Origin of the sequence: Streptomyces sp. NPDC048417 (assembly GCF_040651615.1) — a bacterium.
GTDB lineage: Bacteria > Actinomycetota > Actinomycetes > Streptomycetales > Streptomycetaceae > Streptomyces.
Genome location: NZ_JBEZKI010000001.1, coordinates 173,002 through 191,905, shown reverse-complemented (window position 1 = coordinate 191,905; position 18,904 = coordinate 173,002). Strand labels below are relative to the sequence as shown.

At 67.8% G+C, this 18,904-nt stretch carries 15 protein-coding genes and 1 tRNA gene; 4 read left to right on the top strand and 12 right to left on the bottom strand.

The genetic code is table 11. From position 1 onward, the window contains the following. Positions 1–67: 67 nt before the first annotated feature. From AB0D59_RS00815 to AB0D59_RS00785, 7 genes are all read right to left on the bottom strand, one after another. Positions 68–1,099, bottom strand: a complete 1,032-nt coding sequence (locus AB0D59_RS00815; protein ID WP_362559113.1) for a restriction endonuclease — start codon at positions 1,097–1,099, stop codon at positions 68–70. Between the two features lie 184 nt (positions 1,100–1,283). Further along, positions 1,284–3,263, bottom strand: coding sequence for a Stk1 family PASTA domain-containing Ser/Thr kinase (gene pknB / locus AB0D59_RS00810; RefSeq protein ID WP_362559111.1), 1,980 nt, complete (start codon positions 3,261–3,263; stop codon positions 1,284–1,286). Between the two features lie 207 nt (positions 3,264–3,470). After that, on the bottom strand, positions 3,471–4,955 hold the full coding sequence (locus tag AB0D59_RS00805; protein ID WP_362559109.1) for a penicillin-binding protein 2: 1,485 nt from the start codon (positions 4,953–4,955) through the stop codon (positions 3,471–3,473). After that, a complete protein-coding gene (locus AB0D59_RS00800; RefSeq protein ID WP_362559106.1) occupies positions 4,952–6,391 on the bottom strand; it encodes an FtsW/RodA/SpoVE family cell cycle protein in 1,440 nt (479 codons plus the stop codon). The genes AB0D59_RS00805 and AB0D59_RS00800 overlap by 4 nt, the downstream gene beginning before the upstream one ends. A gap of 27 nt (positions 6,392–6,418) precedes the next feature. Beyond that, positions 6,419–7,984 carry a Stp1/IreP family PP2C-type Ser/Thr phosphatase gene (locus AB0D59_RS00795; RefSeq protein WP_362559824.1) on the bottom strand — a complete coding sequence of 522 codons (1,566 nt, stop codon included), beginning with the start codon at positions 7,982–7,984 and terminating at the stop codon, positions 6,419–6,421. Positions 7,985–8,082: 98 nt separating this feature from the next. Then, a complete protein-coding gene (locus tag AB0D59_RS00790; protein ID WP_362559104.1) occupies positions 8,083–8,613 on the bottom strand; it encodes an FHA domain-containing protein in 531 nt (176 codons plus the stop codon). A gap of 10 nt (positions 8,614–8,623) precedes the next feature. Then, complete coding sequence (locus tag AB0D59_RS00785) at positions 8,624–9,508, bottom strand: DUF3662 and FHA domain-containing protein (protein WP_362559101.1); 885 nt, start codon at positions 9,506–9,508, stop codon at positions 8,624–8,626. A gap of 408 nt (positions 9,509–9,916) precedes the next feature. Here AB0D59_RS00785 and AB0D59_RS00780 point away from each other — a divergent pair. Next, positions 9,917–10,000 (top strand) — tRNA-Leu (locus AB0D59_RS00780). A gap of 193 nt (positions 10,001–10,193) precedes the next feature. On the opposite strand, the gene AB0D59_RS00775 is transcribed toward AB0D59_RS00780, so the two are convergent. After that, positions 10,194–11,996: a hypothetical protein gene (locus AB0D59_RS00775; RefSeq protein WP_362559099.1), complete on the bottom strand. Its 1,803-nt coding sequence runs from the start codon at positions 11,994–11,996 to the stop codon at positions 10,194–10,196. Beyond that, the gene (locus AB0D59_RS00770) at positions 11,993–12,916 is read right to left on the bottom strand and encodes a hypothetical protein (protein WP_362559097.1); all 924 of its coding nucleotides are present in this window, start codon (positions 12,914–12,916) and stop codon (positions 11,993–11,995) included. Before AB0D59_RS00770 ends, AB0D59_RS00775 begins: the two co-directional genes overlap by 4 nt. A 111-nt stretch (positions 12,917–13,027) precedes the next feature. Between AB0D59_RS00770 and AB0D59_RS00765 the strand changes: the two genes are divergently transcribed. After that, positions 13,028–13,324 (top strand): helix-turn-helix transcriptional regulator, encoded by a 297-nt coding sequence (locus tag AB0D59_RS00765; RefSeq protein WP_362559094.1) that lies wholly within the window; start codon positions 13,028–13,030, stop codon positions 13,322–13,324. A 251-nt stretch (positions 13,325–13,575) separates the two neighbouring features. Here AB0D59_RS00765 and AB0D59_RS00760 read toward each other — a convergent pair whose 3' ends face one another. Then, positions 13,576–14,028 carry a hypothetical protein gene (locus AB0D59_RS00760; RefSeq protein WP_362559092.1) on the bottom strand — a complete coding sequence of 151 codons (453 nt, stop codon included), beginning with the start codon at positions 14,026–14,028 and terminating at the stop codon, positions 13,576–13,578. Positions 14,029–15,209: 1,181 nt separating this feature from the next. Continuing rightward, on the bottom strand, positions 15,210–15,347 hold the full coding sequence (locus AB0D59_RS00755; protein ID WP_362559089.1) for a hypothetical protein: 138 nt from the start codon (positions 15,345–15,347) through the stop codon (positions 15,210–15,212). A 320-nt stretch (positions 15,348–15,667) separates the two neighbouring features. On the opposite strand from AB0D59_RS00755, the gene AB0D59_RS00750 reads away from it, so the two are divergent. Further along, positions 15,668–15,853 (top strand): hypothetical protein, encoded by a 186-nt coding sequence (locus AB0D59_RS00750; protein ID WP_362559086.1) that lies wholly within the window; start codon positions 15,668–15,670, stop codon positions 15,851–15,853. An 86-nt stretch (positions 15,854–15,939) separates the two neighbouring features. Beyond that, positions 15,940–16,401 carry a hypothetical protein gene (locus AB0D59_RS00745; protein WP_362559083.1) on the top strand — a complete coding sequence of 154 codons (462 nt, stop codon included), beginning with the start codon at positions 15,940–15,942 and terminating at the stop codon, positions 16,399–16,401. A gap of 65 nt (positions 16,402–16,466) precedes the next feature. Here the strand turns inward: AB0D59_RS00745 and AB0D59_RS00740 are convergent, their stop codons facing one another. Then, positions 16,467–18,902, bottom strand: coding sequence for a SpoIIE family protein phosphatase (locus tag AB0D59_RS00740; protein WP_362559081.1), 2,436 nt, complete (start codon positions 18,900–18,902; stop codon positions 16,467–16,469). Between the last annotated feature and the right edge of the window lie 2 nt (positions 18,903–18,904).

Below are 18,904 nucleotides of genomic sequence, written 5' to 3'. Positions count from 1 at the left end.
AGCATGGCGAAGGCCCGAAGCCGCAACCAACACTTGCGGCTTCGGGCCTCCGTATGTCGCGTCCCGGCTACTCCAGAACCCTGAGCGGTTCCCCGGCACTCCAGTCCTCCAGCGCCCCACGGTGTACGGCGGTGATCCCGGCTTCGGCGGCGATTTCCAGGGCCTCCGCCGTGAACGGGCACGTTGCCACGTAGATCGCCACGTCCGCGCTGTACAGGACCTTCGCGGACCCGATGAACTTCTGGACGTCGGGACTGGTGATGTTGAGGTAGGGCGCGAACCTCTTGCACTGGACGACGAGGCGTCGCCCGTCGGCCGTGAGTCCGATGATGTCGACGCCCCGGTCGCCGTGACCGCCCTGTACGACGACGTTGGTGCACCCGTCGCGGATCAGCAGCTTGGCGATGTGGCGCTCGAACGTGCGGCCGTTCATAGCGTCCATGGCGGCCATGACTCCGACGGCGGGTCGGTCGTCCCGGATCCCTTCGAGCCGCTTCAGCCGTGCATGGTGCTGGTGGAGCCGCCGCTCGATGCGCTGGACTCCGGCGCGCAGGGCGATCAGCTCCTGGCGGTGCTCGCTCGATGTCTCGATCAGGGCGTTGAACATGGGGACGACGGTCTTGCCGAGGATGTGGGTGATGCGCTGGTCGATGCGGTCGTCGAGGGCCTGGTGGTCTGTCGGGACCGGGTTTTCCACAGGCTGTGTCCGGGCCAGGTACTCCATGTCGAGGAGGTAGACACGCACCTGACGTGCGACTTCGCTGTCGCGGAGGAGCATGGCGACGTTGAGGACGGCTCGGCGGGAGAAGAGTGCGAGGGATGCGGTATTCGACCGAATCCCACTGAGCTCCTTGAAGGAGCTCAGTTCTGAACCTGTCAAGACGCGGTAGCCGCTGGCTTCCAGCTCTGTGCGGTGGTCGAGTACGAGAGAGCGGATGGCCTTGACGCCCACTTGAAAATAGGTCGCCACCATCGCCGTCGTCACATGCATCCCGTCTGGCAGCAGCGAGAGCGCTTTGACTCGGTCGAGTACGTCGGTTCGTTCCAGCACGCTCTCGCGCAGGCTCTTCGATTCCAGCAGTGCTGATTCGTTGATCACGGTTCTGCCCTTCGGTCGGAGTCAGGGCAGAGCACCCGCACCCCACCCCATCGGATCAACGAGTCGGCGCAAGGGAAGGCACGATCGAGCAGGGAACTCGTGTGCGGTGGCGGGGTGCAAGGCAGAGCCCCGGTGTCCTTCCGGGAGGAGGGGCGCCGGGGCTCTGTTGAACGGGGAGCGGGGGTCAGCCGCTGGTACCGCCGAAGAAGTTGGTACCGCCGTTGTTGTTCCCGCCGTTGTTGCCGTTGCCGCCCACCGTGGTGAGGGTGATCGTCGTGCCGCCGGGGTTGTCGACGCCGGTGTTGGGCTGCGGGTCCTCGCCGGTGACGATCGCGTCGTCGCTGGAGTTGCCGTTGAACTGGATCTGGGTGAAGCCGGCCGCCTGCAGGGTCTGCTTGGCCTGGGCCACCGTCTGGCCCCGCACCTCCGGCACGGCCGTCTGCTGCTTGGCCTTGCCGATCTGGATGTTCACCGCGGAGTTCTTCTTGACCTGCGTGCCGGGCTGCGGGTCGGTCGAGACGACCTTGTCGACCAGGTTGGCGTCGTCGGTCTCCACCTCGGTGCAGTTGCCGACCAGGTTGTTGGCCGTCATCTGCGCCTTGGCATCGTCACAGGACCTACCCCTGACGTCGGGGACCGTGGCCTTCTCCTCGGCCTTGGCGACCGTGAGGGTGATCACGGTGCCCTTCTCCACCTCACTGTCGCCCGCCGGGTTCTGGTCGGTGACGACGCCCGGATTCTGCTCGGAGACCTCGGTCTTCTTCTTGACCTTGAACCCCTTGGCCGTGAGCTGGTCCGAGGCCTTCTCGAAGCTCAGGCCGCGGACGTCGGGCACCGCGATCTTCGGTGAACCCGTCGACACCACCAGCGAGATCGTGTCGCCCTTGTTGACGTCCGTGTTCTCCTTCGGGTCCTGGGAGCAGACGCTCCCCTTGGGCGCGTTGTCGCAGGCCTTCTTGGTCGGCGCCGCCAGTTTCAGGCCCGAGTTGTCGGCCATCTTCTGCGCGTCCGCGTAGGTCTGGCCGACGAAGTTCGGCGCCTTGAAGGGTTTGTCCGCGCCGTTGCCGCTGACCACCCACTTCCCGATCAGGATCGAGCCGACCAGCACCAGGATGCCGGCGACCACGAGCAGGATCGTGGAGGTGTTGCTCTTCTTCTGCTGGCGGCGGCGGTCCGGGCGTTCGTCGTAGCCGTAGCCGCCGTCGTCCGGGTTCATCGGCGGCAGCATGGTGGTCGCGCCGGCGTCGGCGCGCAGCGCGGTGGTCGCCTGGTCGTCCGGGTAGCCGTAGCCCACCGAACCCATCGCGGCGGTGGCCGCGACCGGCTGGCCGTCGAGGCACGCCTCGATGTCGGCGCGCATCTCGTCGGCCGACTGGTAGCGGTAGTTCGGGTCCTTGACCAGGGCCTTCAGGACGATGGCGTCCATCTCGGGCGTGATCTCGGGGTCGAACACCGACGGGGGCTGCGGTTCCTCGCGGACGTGCTGGTAGGCGACGGCCACCGGGCTGTCGCCCACGAACGGGGGTCGTACCGTCAGCAGCTCGTAGAGCAGGCAGCCCGCCGAGTAGAGGTCCGAGCGGGCGTCGACCTGCTCGCCTTTCGCCTGCTCCGGGGAGAGGTACTGGGCGGTGCCGATCACGGCCGCGGTCTGGGTCATGGTCATGCCGGAGTCGCCCATGGCGCGGGCGATGCCGAAGTCCATGACCTTGACCTGGCCGTTGCGCGTGAGCATGACGTTCGCCGGCTTGATGTCACGGTGGACGATGCCGCTGCGGTGCGCGTACTCCAGGCCCTGGAGGATGCCGATGGTCATTTCCATCGCGCGCTCGGGCAGCAGCTTGCGGCCGGAGTGCAGAAGCTCACGGAGCGTCGAACCGTCCACGTACTCCATGACGATGTACGGGATCGAGACCCCGTCGATGTAGTCCTCGCCCGTGTCGTAGACCGCGACGATCGCGGGATGGTTGAGCGAGGCGGCCGACTGGGCCTCCCGGCGGAACCGGGCCTGGAAGGACGGGTCGCGCGCGAGGTCCGCTCGCAGCGTCTTCACCGCCACCGTGCGGCCGAGCCGGGTGTCATGGGCGAGGTAGACCTCCGCCATGCCACCGCGGCCGAGCACGTGGCCCAGTTCGTACCGGCCGCCTAGGCGACGCGGCTCTTCCATAGTTCCCTACCAGCCCTCTCCGTCGGTCCCGACCGGCACGGGTGTGCGGTCGGAGGCTGCCGTCCGGGCCTACCGTACCCGGCTGTGTTTGTGTGACCTGGCCAAGCCCGTAACCCGATACAGGACCGGTATCGCAACGTGCGTCGATGTGAAGGAGACGTGAGCGGTGTCACGTCCGGTGGCACCGCAGCGCCGTGGCGGGCGGGGTCACTTCTTGGAGTTGATGACCGCCTCCATCACGCTCTTCGCGATCGGGGCCGCGAGGCCGCCGCCGGAGATGTCGTCGCGATTGGCCTGGTCGTCCTCGATCACCACGGCGACCGCGACCGGCTTGCTGCCGTCGGGGAGCTTGGCGTAGGAGATGAACCAGGCGTACGGGTTCTCGCTGTTCTCCACGCCGTGCTGGGCGGTACCGGTCTTGCCGCCCACGGTGGCGCCGCTGATCTGGGCGTTCGTGCCGGTGCCCTCCTTGACGACCGTCTCCATCATCGACTGGAGGACCTGGGCGTTCTCGGAGGACAGCGGCTGGCTCAGTTCCTGCGGGTCGGTCTGGGAGATGGTGTCGACGCCGGACGACTGCAGCTTGTCGATCATGTACGGCTTCATCAGCTTGCCGTCGTTGGCGACCGCGGAGGCGACCATGGCCATCTGCAGCGGGGTCGCGGCGGTGTTGAACTGGCCGATCGAGGACAGCGCGGTCTGCGACTGGTTCATGTTGTCGGAGAAGACCGAGGCGCTGGAGCGGACCGGGGTGAACTGCTCCTCGTCGAAGCCGAACTTCTTCGCCTCGGCCAGCATCTTGTCGTTGCCGAGGTCGGCGCCGATCTTGCCGAAGACGGTGTTGCAGGAGTACCGCAGCGCGACCCGCATGGTCGCGTTCTTGCAGGGGATGCTGCCCTCGTTCTTCAACTCGGTGGTGGTGCCCGGCATGACGTACGGCAACGGGGACTTCGTGGCCTCGTCGGCGGAGGTGTACAGCCCGTTCTGGAGCGCGGCGGCGGCGGTGACCACCTTGAAGGTGGAGCCCGGCGGGTAGGTCTCGCGCAGCGCCCGGTTCAGCATCGGGTCGTTGGGGTTGTACTTCTTCTGGAGCTTCTTCCACGCCTCGGCGTCGGTGTCCGAGGTGCCGGCGAAGGCCGAGGGGTCGTACGACGGGTAGGAGGCAAGGGCCAGGATCTTGCCCGTGGACGGGTCCAGGGCGACGACCGCGCCCTTGCCGCCCTGCTTCTTCAGCCCGTTGTAGGCGGCGCTCTGGGCGGCCGCGTTGAGGGTGGTGACGACGTTGCCGCCCTGCTTCTGCTTGCCCGTGATCATGTCGAGGGTGTTGCGGAAGAAGAGCCGGTCGTCGTTGCCGGTGAGGATGCCGTCCTCGAGGGACTCCAGCTGGTTGGCGCCGAAGGCCTGGGAGGCGTAGCCGGTGACCGGGGCCCACATGGGGCCGTTCTTGTAGGTGCGCTTGTACTTGAGGTCGTTCAGGCCCGAGGAACTGGACGCGGTGGAGCCGGTGATCGGGTTGCCGTCGACGATGATGTCGCCGCGTGCGGTGGAGTAGCGGGCGATGGTGACCCGGCGGTTGGCGGTGTCCTCGCGCAGGGTGTCGGCCTTGACGTACTGGAGCCAGTTGTCGCGCAGCAGCAGGGTGAGGACGAGGAGGCCGCAGAAGATCGCGATCCGGCGCAGGGGCTTGTTCATGAGGGGCGGACCACCTGGGTCATCTCGGCGTCGGGGTTGGCGGCAGGGGCGGGGGCCGGGCGCCGTGCGGTGTCGCTGATGCGGATCAGGATGCCGATCAGGGCCCAGTTGGCGATCACGGAAGATCCGCCGTACGCGAGGAACGGCATGGTCATACCGGTCAGCGGGATGAGGCCCATGACACCGCCGGAGACGACGAACACCTGGAGGGCGAAGGCGCCGGAGAGGCCGATGGCGAGCAGCTTGCCGAACGGGTCGCGGGCGGCGAGGGCGGTGCGTACGCCGCGTTCCACGATCAGGCCGTAGATGAGCAGGAGCGCCATGATGCCGGCCAGGCCCAGTTCCTCGCCGAAGGTCGCGAGGATGAAGTCGGAGTTGGCGGCGAACCGGATGAGTTCGGAGTGGCCCTGGCCGAGGCCGGTGCCGAGGGTGCCGCCGGAGCCGAACGCCCACAGGGCCTGCATCGCCTGCTCGGAGTGGCCGGCGACGCCCTGACGGCTGAGGGTGTACTCCTTCATCGGGTCGAGCCAGGCCTGGACGCGCTGCTGGACGTGGGGTTCGAAGCTGGCCACGCCGACCGCGCCGGCCCCCGACATCAGCAGACCGAAGACGATCCAGCTGGTCCGCTCGGTGGCGACGTACAGCATGATGACGAACATTCCGAAGAACAGCAGCGAGGTACCGAGGTCGGTCTCGAAGACCAGGATCAGGATCGAGATGAACCAGACGACCAGGATCGGGCCGAGGTCGCGGCCGCGTGGCAGGTACAGGCCCATGAAGCGGCGGCTGGCGAGGGCGAGCGCGTCGCGCTTGACCATCAGGTAGCCGGCGAAGAACACCGCGAGGACGATCTTGGCGAACTCGCCGGGCTGGATGGAGAAGCCGGCGACGGAGATCCAGATCTTGGCGCCGTAGATGTTCTGGCCGAGGCCCGGTACCAGCGGCAGCAGCAGCAGGAAGAGCGCGCCGACCATGGAGATGTAGGTGTAGCGCTGCAGGGCGCGGTGATCCTTGAGGAAGATCAGCACGACGATGAACAGTGCGATGCCCATCGCGGTGTACAGGAGCTGGCGCGGTGCCGCGGTGCCCGCCTGCTTGATCGACTGAAGCAGTTTGGACTGGTCGAGCCGCCAGATGACGACGAGGCCGAGTCCGTTCAGCAGGGTGGCCAGGGGCAGCAGCAGCGGGTCCGCGTACGGGGCGAACCTGCGTACGGCGAGGTGGGCGACGCCGGCCAGGAGGCCGAGGCCCAGGCCGTAGCTCAGCAGCCCCGCGGGGACCTTGTCGTTGATGGCCAGGCCCACGTTGGCGTAGGCGAACACCGGGATGGCGACGGCGAACACCAGGAGTGCGAGCTCGGTGTTGCGTCGGCTCGGTGTGCCGATGGAGCCGATGGTGGACGTGTGGTTCGTCGACGTGTTGGTAGTACTGCTCATCGTGTGACGGGGCCTCTCACGGCTTGCCTACTGCTTACCGCACAGCGAGACGACCTTCTGCTCATCCTCCGAGAGGGTGGGGCCGGGGCTGGGGGTCGCTGAGGGGGACGGGGACGTTGACGCCGAGGGGGACGCCGAGTTCGAGGGGCTTGGCGAGGCCTTGGACGTGAGAGAGGTCTTGGTGGTTCCCGTGGTGCCGCCGGCCTCGCCCTGGCCGGTCTTGGAGTTGGTCTTGGACTCGGACGCGGTGCGCTCCGACTCCTTCTTGCAGGCGGAGGCCTGCACGGCCAGCTCCTGGACCTTCGACTGGGCGTCCGTGAGACCGCCCTCGGCGATGGTGGCCTTGACCTGCTTCTGCTGGTAAGGCGGCAGGTACTTGAGTTCGATCTCGGGGTGGTCCTTCTCCACCTTCGAGAGCGACACCCAGGCCAGGTCCTGGCTGATGCCCTGGTACAGCGCGACGTGCTCGCCGTTGGCGCCGACGTAGTACTGGGTCTGCGTCCACCGGTAGCCGCCGTACAGGCCCCCGCCGATGACGGCGAGGGCGAGGATGCCGTAGAAGGATCTCTTCAGCCACCTGCGGCCCTTGCGGGGCTTGACGAAGTCGTCGTCGGTGTAGTCGCCGAAGCTGCCGGCCGGGACGTATCCGGTGGTGTCGCCGGAGCCGGGCGGGCCGAACTCGCCGCCCCCTCCCTGGCCGGGCACCTGGCGGCCGAGGTTCGCGGCACGGCCGGCCGGGGTCTGCATGAAGCCGTTGTCGTGCAGGTGGTGCTGGTTCTCGGCGACGGCGCCGACCACGACCGGGGTGTCGGACAGCTGCCCGGCGAGAGTGTCTCCGGTGTCCAGGTCGAGGACGTCGGCGATGATGACCGTGATGTTGTCGGGGCCGCCGCCGCGCAGTGCGAGCTGGATCAGCTCCTGCACGGTCTCCTGGGGTCCCTGGTAGCTGGCGAGGGTCTCCTCCAGGGTCTGGTGGGAGACGACCCCGGAGAGCCCGTCGGAGCAGATGAGATAACGGTCACCCGCGCGGACCTCGCGGATGGACAGGTCGGGCTCGACGTGGTCGCCGCTGCCCAGTGCGCGCATCAGCAGCGAGCGCTGCGGGTGGGTGGTGGCCTCTTCCTCGGTGATCCGGCCCTCGTCGACGAGCCGCTGGACCCAGGTGTGGTCCTGGGTGATCTGCGTGAGCAGGCCGTCCCGCAGCAGATACGCGCGGGAGTCGCCGACGTGCACCAGGCCGAGCCGCTGGCCGGTCCACAGCAGGGCGGTGAGGGTGGTCCCCATGCCCTCGAGCTGCGGGTCCTCCTCGACCATGGCGCGCAGCTGGTCGTTGGCGCGCTGCACGGCGTGGCCGAGGGAGGTGAGGATGTCGGAGCCGGGCACGTCGTCGTCGAGCGTGACCAGGGTGGAGATCACCTCGGAGGAGGCGACCTCACCGGCGGCCTGGCCGCCCATGCCGTCGGCGATGGCGAGCAGGCGTGGACCGGCGTAACCGGAGTCCTCGTTGCCCTCGCGGATCATGCCTTTGTGCGATCCGGCGGCGAAGCGCAGTGACAGACTCATGCGCACCTCGCCTGTCGGCTCCGGGTACATCCGCACGGTGCCCACCCTCCGGTCGGGAGCGCGCGACGGACCGGCGTCAGGTCCGCCGCTGCGTGCTCGCTCCGCTCGCGCCTATCCATGATGTAGCACTACTTCCGCAGCTCGATGACGGTTTTGCCGATGCGGATCGGCGCGCCCAGCGGGATCGGTGTGGGAGTCGTCAGGCGGGACCGGTCCAGGTACGTGCCGTTCGTGGACCCGAGGTCCTCGACGATCCACTGGCCGTCGCGGTCCGGGTAGATCCTGGCATGGCGGCTGGAGGCGTAGTCGTCGTCCAGCACGATCGTGGAATCGTGGGCGCGGCCCAGGGTGATGGTCTGCCCCTGGAGCGCGACCGTCGTACCCGTGAGCGTGCCCTCGGAGACGACGAGCTTGCTGGGGGCGTTGCGCCGTCGGCCGCCGCCGGCCGCAGCGGCCGGCTGCTGGCCGCGCTGCTGCGGAGGCGCGGCCTGCTGCCGGGCGGCGGGCTGCTGCCGGCGTCCTTCTTCCCTACGCGATCCGCGCTGGGTGACGCGCGTACCGAACAGGTCGCTGCGGATGACCTGCACGGCCACGATCACGAACAGCCACAGTACGGCCAGGAAACCCAGCCGCATGACCGTGAGGGTCAGCTCTGACATTGCCCCCGCTTCACCCTTCGGCTTGCCGGTAAATGATGGTGGTGCTGCCCACGACGATCCGCGAGCCGTCGCGGAGCGTAGCGCGGGTGGTGTGCTGCCCGTCCACCACGATGCCGTTGGTGGACCCGAGATCCTGGATCGTCGAGGGCGTTCCGGTCCGGATCTCGCAGTGCCGGCGGGAGACGCCGGGGTCGTCGATCCGCACGTCGGCCTCGGTGCTGCGGCCCAGCACGAGCGTCGCGCGGGAGATCTGATGGCGAGTGCCGTTGATCTCGATCCAGTAGCGGGTACGGGAGCCGGGCGCCGAGGCGCCGACCGGCCCGGAGGGCCCTGCGGGCCGCTGGGCGGCGGGCTGGGCCGGCTGCGGGTAGCCGTAGCCGCCGGGGCGCTGCGGGGCGCCGGGCGGCGGTGCGCTCGGCATGGGCGGGGCCGCGGCGGGCTGCGGGTAGCCGTAGCCGCCCGCTCGCTGCGGGGCGCCGCCGGCCGCGGGCGCGCGCTCCGGGGCGGCCTGCTGGTTGCTGGAGGAGGCGAGGGTGCGGCTGCGCACCCGGTACAGGCCGGTGTCCAGGTCCTCGGCCTTCTCCAGGTTGACCTTGATCGGCCCCATGAAGGTGTAGCGCTGCTGCTTGGCGTAGTCGCGGACCATCCCGGCGAGCTCGTCGCCGAGCTGCCCGGAGTAGGGGCTGAGCCGCTCGAAGTCGGGAGCGCTCAGCTCGACGATGAAGTCATTGGGTACGACGGTCCGGTCGCGGTTCCAGATGGTCGCGTTGTTGTCGCACTCGCGCTGCAGCGCACCGGCGATCTCCACGGGCTGGACCTCGGACTTGAACACCTTCGCGAAGGTGCCGTTGACCAGACCTTCGAGACGCTGCTCGAACTTCTTCAGGACTCCCACAGGGCACCTCCTCTGTCGCGTTGCCCGTACGGCTTGCCTTACCGCTACTGCTCACTGATCGTATCTACGCGCCCGGCAATCAGCCGGTTCCCCCAGCGGCCCCTCTTCGAACTCCTCGGCACGCTTCTTCCTGTCAAGGATCGGCGCTTCTTCTGCCAAGGATCGTAGAGGTGGCCCATGACCAGTGTCCCGCACCTGACTGTGCACCCGATCCGTCTCCTGGACAGATGGCCTGGACCGGTACGAGGTTGATACGTGAATGCCGACTGCTCGGTACGTGAGCGTCGGGGTGAGCGCTGCCCGGAGACAAGGGATGTGAACCCACCCCCTCCCACGTGCTAGTGTTCTGCGTGTCGGAAGGCGCCGGGCCGAAGGAAACAGAGGCCGGGACCGGAGGACACACCCAATGCGCGGGTGGCGGAATAGGCAGACGCGCTGGATTCAGGTTCCAGTGCCCGCAAGGGCGTGGGGGTTCAACTCCCCCCTCGCGCACAGAGAAGAACCGACGGAACGGGTCTTCACCAGTGACGAAAGTCATGGTGAGGGCCCGTTCCTCGTTGTTGCGGCGGGCTGCGGCCCGGACGGTGACGCGGCAGGGCCCCGGCGGTGAGGTATCTCACGGTCGGGGCCCTGCTTTTCGTGCTGGTTGTTCTCCGGTTGGTGCTGGGGTGGCGCTGGCCTCGGATCAGGTGGCCGGCATCAGGCGGCCGGTGGGGGTCCAGGCTCCGCGATCTTTGGTCTTCCGCCGGTGGTGGGTGCGGCGGCGGGGGCGTTCGCCGCCGAGCGCCAGCGTCTCAAGCCAGCTCTTGATCTTGCGGCGGTTGGCGTGGGCGAGTTGGAAGGCCAGGAGGATCGTCTGGGCCGCGATGCCGCGGATGCGGCGTGAGCCCGCCGCTTCGATGCCCTCGGCCAGTGGGTTCTTCGCGTAGCCGTTGTAGCCCTCGACGCTGTTGCGGAGCCGGAAGTAGATCTTCTGCCATTCCGGACCGCCGTACTCCAGGGCCTGCCAGTGCTTGGCGCCGGTTTCGGGGCTGACGGTGATCGTGCGCTGGCGGCAGACCTTGAGCGGGCCCGCTGGGCTGGGCTCCGGGTCGACGAGGGGGAGCTGGATGCCGCGGCCGAGGGTGTGGGGTTTGAGGGGGCACTGGGCCTTGCCTGCTTCGGCGGGGCACATCATCCGCTGGTAGCCGTCGGCGTCGGCGTTTTCCTTGGGCATGACGCGGTAGCCGCGGCGGGCCCCGATCAGCCTGATCCAGGTCTCCTGGTCGATGCGTTCGGCGTGCAGGTCGATGGTGGCGTTGATGAGGGGTTCGGGCATGGACGGGCAGTACCAGCGGCCCTCGACGAGGATCGCGCCGTCCGTCCCGGCCTGCTTGCCGAGCTGGTCCGCCCGGTAGTCGTAGACAGGCTTGTAGCCCATGGCCCGGATGGGGAGCTGCCACTCGTCGGGCTCGGAGTTGTTGTACGCGCGGTCGCCCGCGAGGAAGCCGGGTTTGTAGCCACGATCTTGCATGCGGTTGAGGATCTTCACGCCGTTGTAGGCAGGCCGGTGGCCGGGCCTGTCGAGCGCGACGCCGAGGACCAGAACCGGAAGGACATCAGGGTTTGGAGTGCCGTCGTCGAGGAGGACGACATCGTGCTCGGCATCCCGGGTCACGATCAGGTGGGCGTCGTAGCCGAACAGGTACTTCTTCTTGAGCGAGGTCTTCTTCCGGCGCTGGGGAGCTTTGGCGTGGTTCTTCTTGGCGGGCAGCGGGGGCGGACGCAGGGCGTCGGAGACGGGCGTGTCTGGGTCTCGGTGGTCGCCTTCGCGCACGTACCAGCCGGCGTCGGGGTCCGTGGCGAGCTCGGGGCCGTTTGTGCGGCGGCCGCGGGAGAAGGTGCGGACCGGTGTGGCGTCCACACCCAGGGAGACCTCCGCCAGCTCGCTCAGCAGGCTGTGGAGAGGGCGTACGGAGGCGTCCAGGATGAACTCGGTGAAGAGGGCGAGCCGTTGCTCGCGTTCGGCGAGGTCGTCGGGGGCGGCATTCGCTGCGAGTTCTCGGGCCTCTTTGCGCGAGAGGTTCTTGTTGCACGGCAGCGGGGACGGGTTCATGGCGTCCTTCATGGCGTGGAAGAGCCGTCGGACGACGGCGTAGGCCGCCTCGAACCCCTGGTCGTGGTCCGGGTATTCAGGTACGTCGAGCAGGGCGCGCATCCGCGGTGTGGTGCGGAAGTACAGGATGTCGGTGACGCGTTCCAGCACGATCTTGCCGCCGGTGGCCTGAGTGCACAGGTGGAGGCCGATCAGCAGGCTGCGGAGGTGCAGCGTGCGGCGGCGGCCGCGCGGGAGGTGGACGAACTCTTCGAGGAGCGGGATGAGTCCGCTGTTGTCCACCTCCTCGATCGCTGCCGTGACGGCGTCGTCATCGACGAACGTGCGCTCGGCGCGCATCTCCAGGAGGCGCTCGTGCCGGTCGCTGGGCGAGCGCGACGGGATTTTGGTCATGGGCCGCCTCTGAGCAGACGGGAGGCTTCCTCGGCGGTGACGGCGGGCAGGAACGGGAGGATGCGGGACAGGCCGTGGAGGGTGTCGACCCCGGCAGCAGCCACGATGACGGTGATCGGGAGTCGCTCTTCGAAGAGTTCGACCAGCCAGTTCGACCGGAGACGGCCCATGACCAGACGTGGGGCGTTCGGGCTCGGCTGGGAGCGGGCCAGGAAGTTCGTGACGGTGTTGGTGCCGCGGCTGTGGCAGTTGGGGCGAAACAGGTACTGGGCGACGCCTGGGGTGGCGAGGCGGTCGACGGCGGAAGCAAGGACTCCTTCCCAAGGGCGGCGGCACAGAATGTCGCGCTTTCGGCTGCCCCGCGTGGCCACGACGACCGGGCCCTCTCCGGACGCGGCTGCGCGTACATCGTGCACGCGCAGCGGGATGACTTCTGGGGAGTCGAGGCCGACGCCGAGCCCGAGCGCCAAGAGGGTCTTGCAGCCCCAACGGAGTTCCTCGGTGGGCTGTCCGCCGGCCCAGCCCCACAGGTCCGCGAGCTCCGTCCGGCTGTAGGGACGGTTCGGGAAGGAAGCCGACAGCCGCGCGGGCTTGCCGGTGCGGCACTCGCCGCCCAGGACGACCTCGCGCAGTCGCAGGAGTCGGGTTCGGTAGTTGCCCCGGGTGCTCTCGCCCACGTTGGGACAGCCGACCGCGATGAAGCGCTCGATCGCCTCGCGGGACAGCCACACCTCGGCGGTCCCAGGCAGGCCCTCGCCGTTGCAGAAGAGCGCCAACTGGGCCAGAGCGGAGAGAAGTTCACGTGCCTTGTACGGCAGGACGGGGTCGGCGCGGCGCACCACACGGCGCACTTCGTCGCCGACGCGGCTCCACCCCGCGGGGGAGCCGGCCGGGCTATAGGAATCAATGCGCTGATTCATCACATGTCGCCACACCAACACCCCAGCCGGAGGGGTGTTATTCGAATAACATGTATCTGTGGCATCAGCCGCGCGCGACCGGGGAGGACCGGATGGGTCAGACTTCACTTCATGCCCCAAGGAGATGCCCGCCGACTGCCGCCGCGCGCGTACTGCGTCGGCGGCGCGTGGCCTGAGGCCGTCATGGAGGAGCACCACGGGGCGCGGGTCGCCCAGACCATGGCTGCCCGGATCAAGGCCGCGCTCGACCAGCGGGGCTGGTCCGTCGCTCAGTTGTCGCGTGAGAGTGGCGTCGCCCGCTACACGATCGCCAAGGCGCTCGCCGGTGAGGCGTGGCCCGACCTGCTGACCATCGCCAACCTCGAAAAGGCGCTGGACTGTGACCTGTGGCCCGGCCGGAATGTATGAAACGGGCCGCTGCGGGGGACCGCCGGTATTTGGACGTGGGGCACGGAATGGCTGTTCGAAGTCGAACATGGGGGCGGTCATCCCTTCGGGCGAAGGGCAGGACCATATTTCGTCGTGCGCTACCGGCGGCCCGCGACCGCTCGTAAAATGCAACGTGACGAACTGATCCGGCACTCTGGAAGGTTCTAGGTGGGTTCGTCGCCGTTGGCCGTCACCTTGGACTGGACTCCTTGGTGGCGGCCTTCCTTCGTTTAAGGCTGCTGAGATGGCGCGTACTGGTAGAAGGCGTTCGGTAGCTTGATCAGAGATCCTGACTTCGCCAGTTCATCCGCGGCCACACGAACGCTCTTGATCTTGTCTGCTTCATTGAGGGCGTTGGCTACTTCCAACGCTTTCCATCGCCGCAGAGGGTCTTGGGCCATGAGTCGCATGATGCGGGTCTTGCGGGGCACGGCCTGGAAGCCGCTGGCTGCTGGCGTCGTCTCGGTGTTATCGGAGTCTGTGTCTGGCTGTCGCTGCTCGGGGATGCCTGTTGACCGCCACTCGTTCGCGATCTGCATCTGCTTCTGCACCTGACGTACGAGGCGAAGCTCCTGGCGGACCTTGAACAAATCGCGCTGCAGCTCGACCTCCCTCTCCTCTAGGAGCTCGATGTACTTGTCGGGATCACCGGCTACTTCTTCCCACGGAAGGGTTTCGATCATTTCAGGACCCTATCTATGAGAGTGCATAAGTTACCTCTCTCGCAAGGGGTGCTTCACTCGAAGTAGCGACATGGTCAATTACCTGTCGGGTTACCTGTGCGAAGCGTGTCGAAAATTCCCGTTTTGTTATCCAGGGCCTGCCTGAGGGGGAGGAACGTTTCGCTGTCTCGCTAGAAAGGCAGGGCTGTTTTATGCGGCTCGGATTCCAGCCCCTGTGGCGCAGAGGTAATTTTCGGAAGGGGGAGGCTCTTTTGTATTGCAGTTCTCTGTTCCCTGAGCCGGGAACCCCTGTTTCTTTCCGTCGGGCATGGAGAGGTAGCCCTGTCGCAGGAACGGGTGTCCTGAGCGCCGTGGCGCGTGCAGTTGCTCTGGCAGGCGGTAGGGCACGTAGGGAGGAGTCCGCCGCACTTGTCTTGGCAATGGGTAGCTGATCCGGAGGCCCGGGTGGATGAGCGACCGGCACCTGGGGCAGGTAGGGGCGGTCCCCCAGAGCAGGGACTGTATGCGGCGTGGAAGGCCTGCCCGAGCCATGTCGTGCTCATGGTTGAACGGGAAGGGGACAGGGCGTCCAGGGTGGTGACGGAGCTGGCCGACTCGGCACGACTGCGGTGAGCTGGGGTATGCCGCTCTTCCGTAGGGCCTGTCCTTCTGGGCCTGGTACCTCAGCAATCTCTAGGCGAGAGGCATGCCTCGGGGCCAGAGGCGGGCGGCGCTGGGCAACTGGTGGCGGATGACGGAGACAGGGCTGTGTACGGAAGGCGGGAGCGGATGACGACAATTTGGACGGCCATCCCCTGCCTGTAGGAAGGGGGAAACGGCCAGGCTCGCCTCAGGAACGGCCAGGCTCAGCAACACAGGGATGGGTGCCGGGTGCGGTGCCAGCAAGTCGTCCGCAAGTACCCCGTGGCAAGAGGATCCTGTCCGGCTGGGTTGCCAGAACACGCACAGGGACAGCCCGACAGGGGAGACAAGCTTGGTGCGGCACCTGCGTCCTCAGGGGCTGTGGGTTGCACTCAGAGGCTCGACGGGGGCCCGAGGCGACGGCCTGAGGAGATTTCGCTGCCTGGCCCGGGTTGGCAGCGCTGCACCGGAGCGGAGATCTCTCCCCGGTCGGTCTTCAAGCCCAAGACCGACCGGGATCCGCAACAAGTAGTGCTGTGAGGATCCCGGCTGCGGCTGGTTCAGGATGCCAGGCCGCAGTGCAGCGCGGTGGGGTCGATCGTTCCGCGCTCCACCCTCGCGTCGTGGGGTGCAGAGAGACCCGCGTTGGTGATGGAGAGCCGGTTTCCGCGCACCGCGGTGGAGGTGGGTCCCGTCACCCGACAGGAGTAGACAAGGTGCGATTCGAATAGCACCACGGGAATGTGGGGGCATGCACGATGCCGATCCGAGTGGTGGCGACCTGGTACGTCCCGTCATCATCGACTCCCCGAAGCGCCTACTTCTCCTGATCCCGAGTGCGTCCGCCCGGGAAACTCGCTGGACGCTACCGACAATCTCCATGCGTCCCGGTGAGAACAACCGCTGCGCGGCAGCCCGCCACCTGCGTCGCGTCGCTCACCTCCCCGCGGTTCGCGTCTCACCCCTTATCGGCCGGCTCCCACGCAGGGACACGTCGGAAGGCACGCAGTACGTCGTCGTGGTGCGGCCCGCGGCCGGGAGTTGGCCGATATCCATCCGTTTCACGCTCGGCCCACAAGCGCGCTGGTGGACGACGGCCGAGCTGCGTTCGGCCAGAGCCGTGGTCGAGCCCGCGGAGCTGCTCGACTTCATGGACGGCTACTGGGACGGGTGGCTGCCGGACGGAGAGATCTCTCTTGAGTGAGGGGCCCGACCTCGGCATTGCCAGCGACCCTGACCGGCTGTGCCCAGCATCTCGGACCACTCGAACCCACAGCAGGAGGACGAGCAGTGACCGTGCACGCTATCGAGATCACCCTGACCCGCTCCATCGATGCCGTGGAGTTGAGGGCCGCACAGGAGGGAAGCGCCCTGCTCATGGCGGCCGCTGACGACCGGAAGCGGCTCGTGGTGCTTGTGTCGGCCAAGAACGAAGGCAGGGCCATAAGAAAGATCTGGAAGCGGCTGGAGGATGTACTCCCCATCGACGTGCTCTGCAGCCTGCTCCCAGGACCTGACGGCAAGTACCTCATGAGCATTCCGATGAGCGAGGAGGTCCACGAGCGGATCCGGAGTTGCGCAGCAGCCGAGCGGAAGACCCCGGAGGAGTACTTGCAGGAGGCAATCGCGCAAGCGCTGGCCCGTGACCGGTCCACGCGCCGAGCGCAGCTGGAGTGCACGCTGAACGAACTGTTGCGGACCTACAGTCCCGAAGAGATCACCGGGGCGGCAGCGGGGCGGATCGGGACGTGAGTTCCCCGGGCCCACATCAGAGCTGTGGGTGACTCTGCCTCAACCCACTTTGGTGAGCCGTAGCTTCAGGGGGAATCCTGGATGGCTTGCTCGGACCAGATCGTCTTGCCGTTCTGGCCGTGGCGGCAGCCCCATCGTCCGCCGAGTTGAGAGACGAGGAACAGGCCGCGTCCTCCCTCGTCGGTTGTGCGGGCACGCCGCAGGCGGGGTTGGGTGCTGCTGGAGTCGGTGACCTCGCACACCAGGACGTGGTGGTGAATCAGACGGAGGTCCATCGGCGGGCGACCGTAGCGGATGGCGTTGGTCACCAGTTCGCTGACGATGAGTTCAGTAGTGAAGAGGAGGTCGTCCAGGCCCCACATGGTGAGTTGGCGGGTTATCCACTCTCGAGCCTTGGAGACGGCGGCCGGATCGGCCGGGATCTCCCAGTGAGCGGTGTCCGTCGCTGGGACGGCGCGGGTGCGGGCCAGCAGCAGGGCCGCGTCGTCGCGCGGGGCCTGGTCTGCCAGGTCGGCGAGGAGAGCCCGGCCGGTTTCGTCCAGGGCACGATCCGGACGGCAGTGCGCGGCGAGGGCTTCCGTCAGGCGCGGCAGGCCTTGGCCGATGTCGCGATCGCCCCGTTCGATCAGGCCGTCGGTGTAGAGAGCGAGGACGCTGCCCGGCTCGACGTCGATCACGGTGGTCTCGTACGGCATGCCGCTGAGGGCGAGTGGTGGCCCCGGGGAGATCCCGACTGCTTGGGCAGTCCCGTCGGGCCGGACCAGGACGGGTGACGGGTGCCCGGCACTGGCCATGGCGCAGCGCCTGGTGACCGGGTCGTAGACCGCGTACAGGCATGTGCCGCCGACGATGTCGCGGTCGCCGGACGGGGCTTCGGCCGCGAGGCGCTGGATCAGGTCCGCGAGCCGGGTGAGCAGCTCGTCCGGTTCGAGTTCCAGGTCCGCGAGGGTCTGGATGGCGGCGCGCAGGCGGCCCATGGTGGCGCTTGCGGGCATGCCGTGGCCGACTACGTCTCCGGCGACAAGGGCCACCCGGAGAGAGGGCAGAGCAATGGCGTCGTACCAGTCGCCGCTGCTGCCCGCTCCGCCGCCTGCGGGCAGGTAGAGGCCGGCGGTCTCGGCTGCCGGAGTGTCGGTCGTGGCCGGGGGGAGGAGGCTCTGCTGCAGCGCTACGGCCGCCCTGTGCTCGCGCGTGTAACGGCGGGCGTTGTCGATGGCGAGCGCACCCCGTGAGGCGATCTGCTTCATGAGATCCGCCTCGTCCTCGGTAAAGGGGTCGGATCGGCCGCAGCGCCAGGCCGTTATGGCGCCGAGCGTGAGCCCGCGGGCATGCAACGGTGCCACCATCACCGAACGGGGGGCGTCCCTCGGGACGAGATACTCGACCAGTTGCGGGTCGCTGACCATGGCGATGAATTCGTCAAGACCGAAGACGACTGGCTCGCCGTGTCGGAAGCTGCACAGCAGGGGGTGGTCGGGAAGGGGCGGGACGGGCTCGCCGCGCTTGATGCCGGCCGGCCACACCGCGGTGGCCGGCGCAAGGGCCGCGTTGCCCATGTCTCCGCCGCCTAGCTCCTTCGAGGGCTCTTCCCCGTCGAAGACGGAGTGCGCAAGGTCGACTTCGGCGAGATCCGCGAACGCAGGTGCGAGAACGTCCGCGAGGTCCTGCGCAGTGCGCACGACATCCAGGGATTTTCCTACTCGCTCGGCCACCTCGCGGGCGAGATCCAGATGACGGCGGGCGCGCATCTGGTCGGCGTTGTCGAAGTACAGGGCTGCGACCCCCGTGGGGCGTCCTCGTGCGTCCTCGAGACGGAAGGCGGACAGCGACAGCGCGTGCTGCCGCGCCGGATCGTGCCGCCAGCTCACTTGCTGGTTTCTGCGGTCCACTGGGGCACCCGTCTCGAGTACCTGGCGCAGTACTGCCTCGAGGTTCTCGGCATCCTTGGCGCACAGCACGTCGCTCAGCCGAGTGCCGGGCTGTACTGGACGGCCGTCGAGAGTGCCCGGCGTGGCGTTCGTCTGCACAGTGCTGAGATCCGTGTCATGCACAGCGATTGTGATCCGGTTCTGTGCGGACAGTGCACGCAGGAGCGCTGCGCCCTGCTCGTGGTCGGCGACGTGGTGTGTAGGGGCCGCCAGGACGAGGACCTCCGCCGAGCTCCCCACCTTGGTGGTCCGGAAGGTGACATCGATGGTGTCGCCGCACTGGTGCCTCAGCCGTACCCGGCCGGACGTCGGCATTTCCGTGGCGCCGCGCAGGTCGTCCGGGAGGTCGGCCACCAGTTCCTGCACGGGGCGGCCACAGACCTCCTCGGCTCGGAACCCCGTCAGGTCCTCTGCTGTCCCGGTCCACCGCACCACCGCGCCTCGATTGTCGAGCACGGCGGCTGCCAGACCGTCGAAGGCGTACAACCTGCCGTTGGGACCGGAACCGGAGAGGCCCGTCGATCCTTGGGAGGCGTCTGCCGAGCAGGCGTTCTTGACATTCTCTATATCCATCT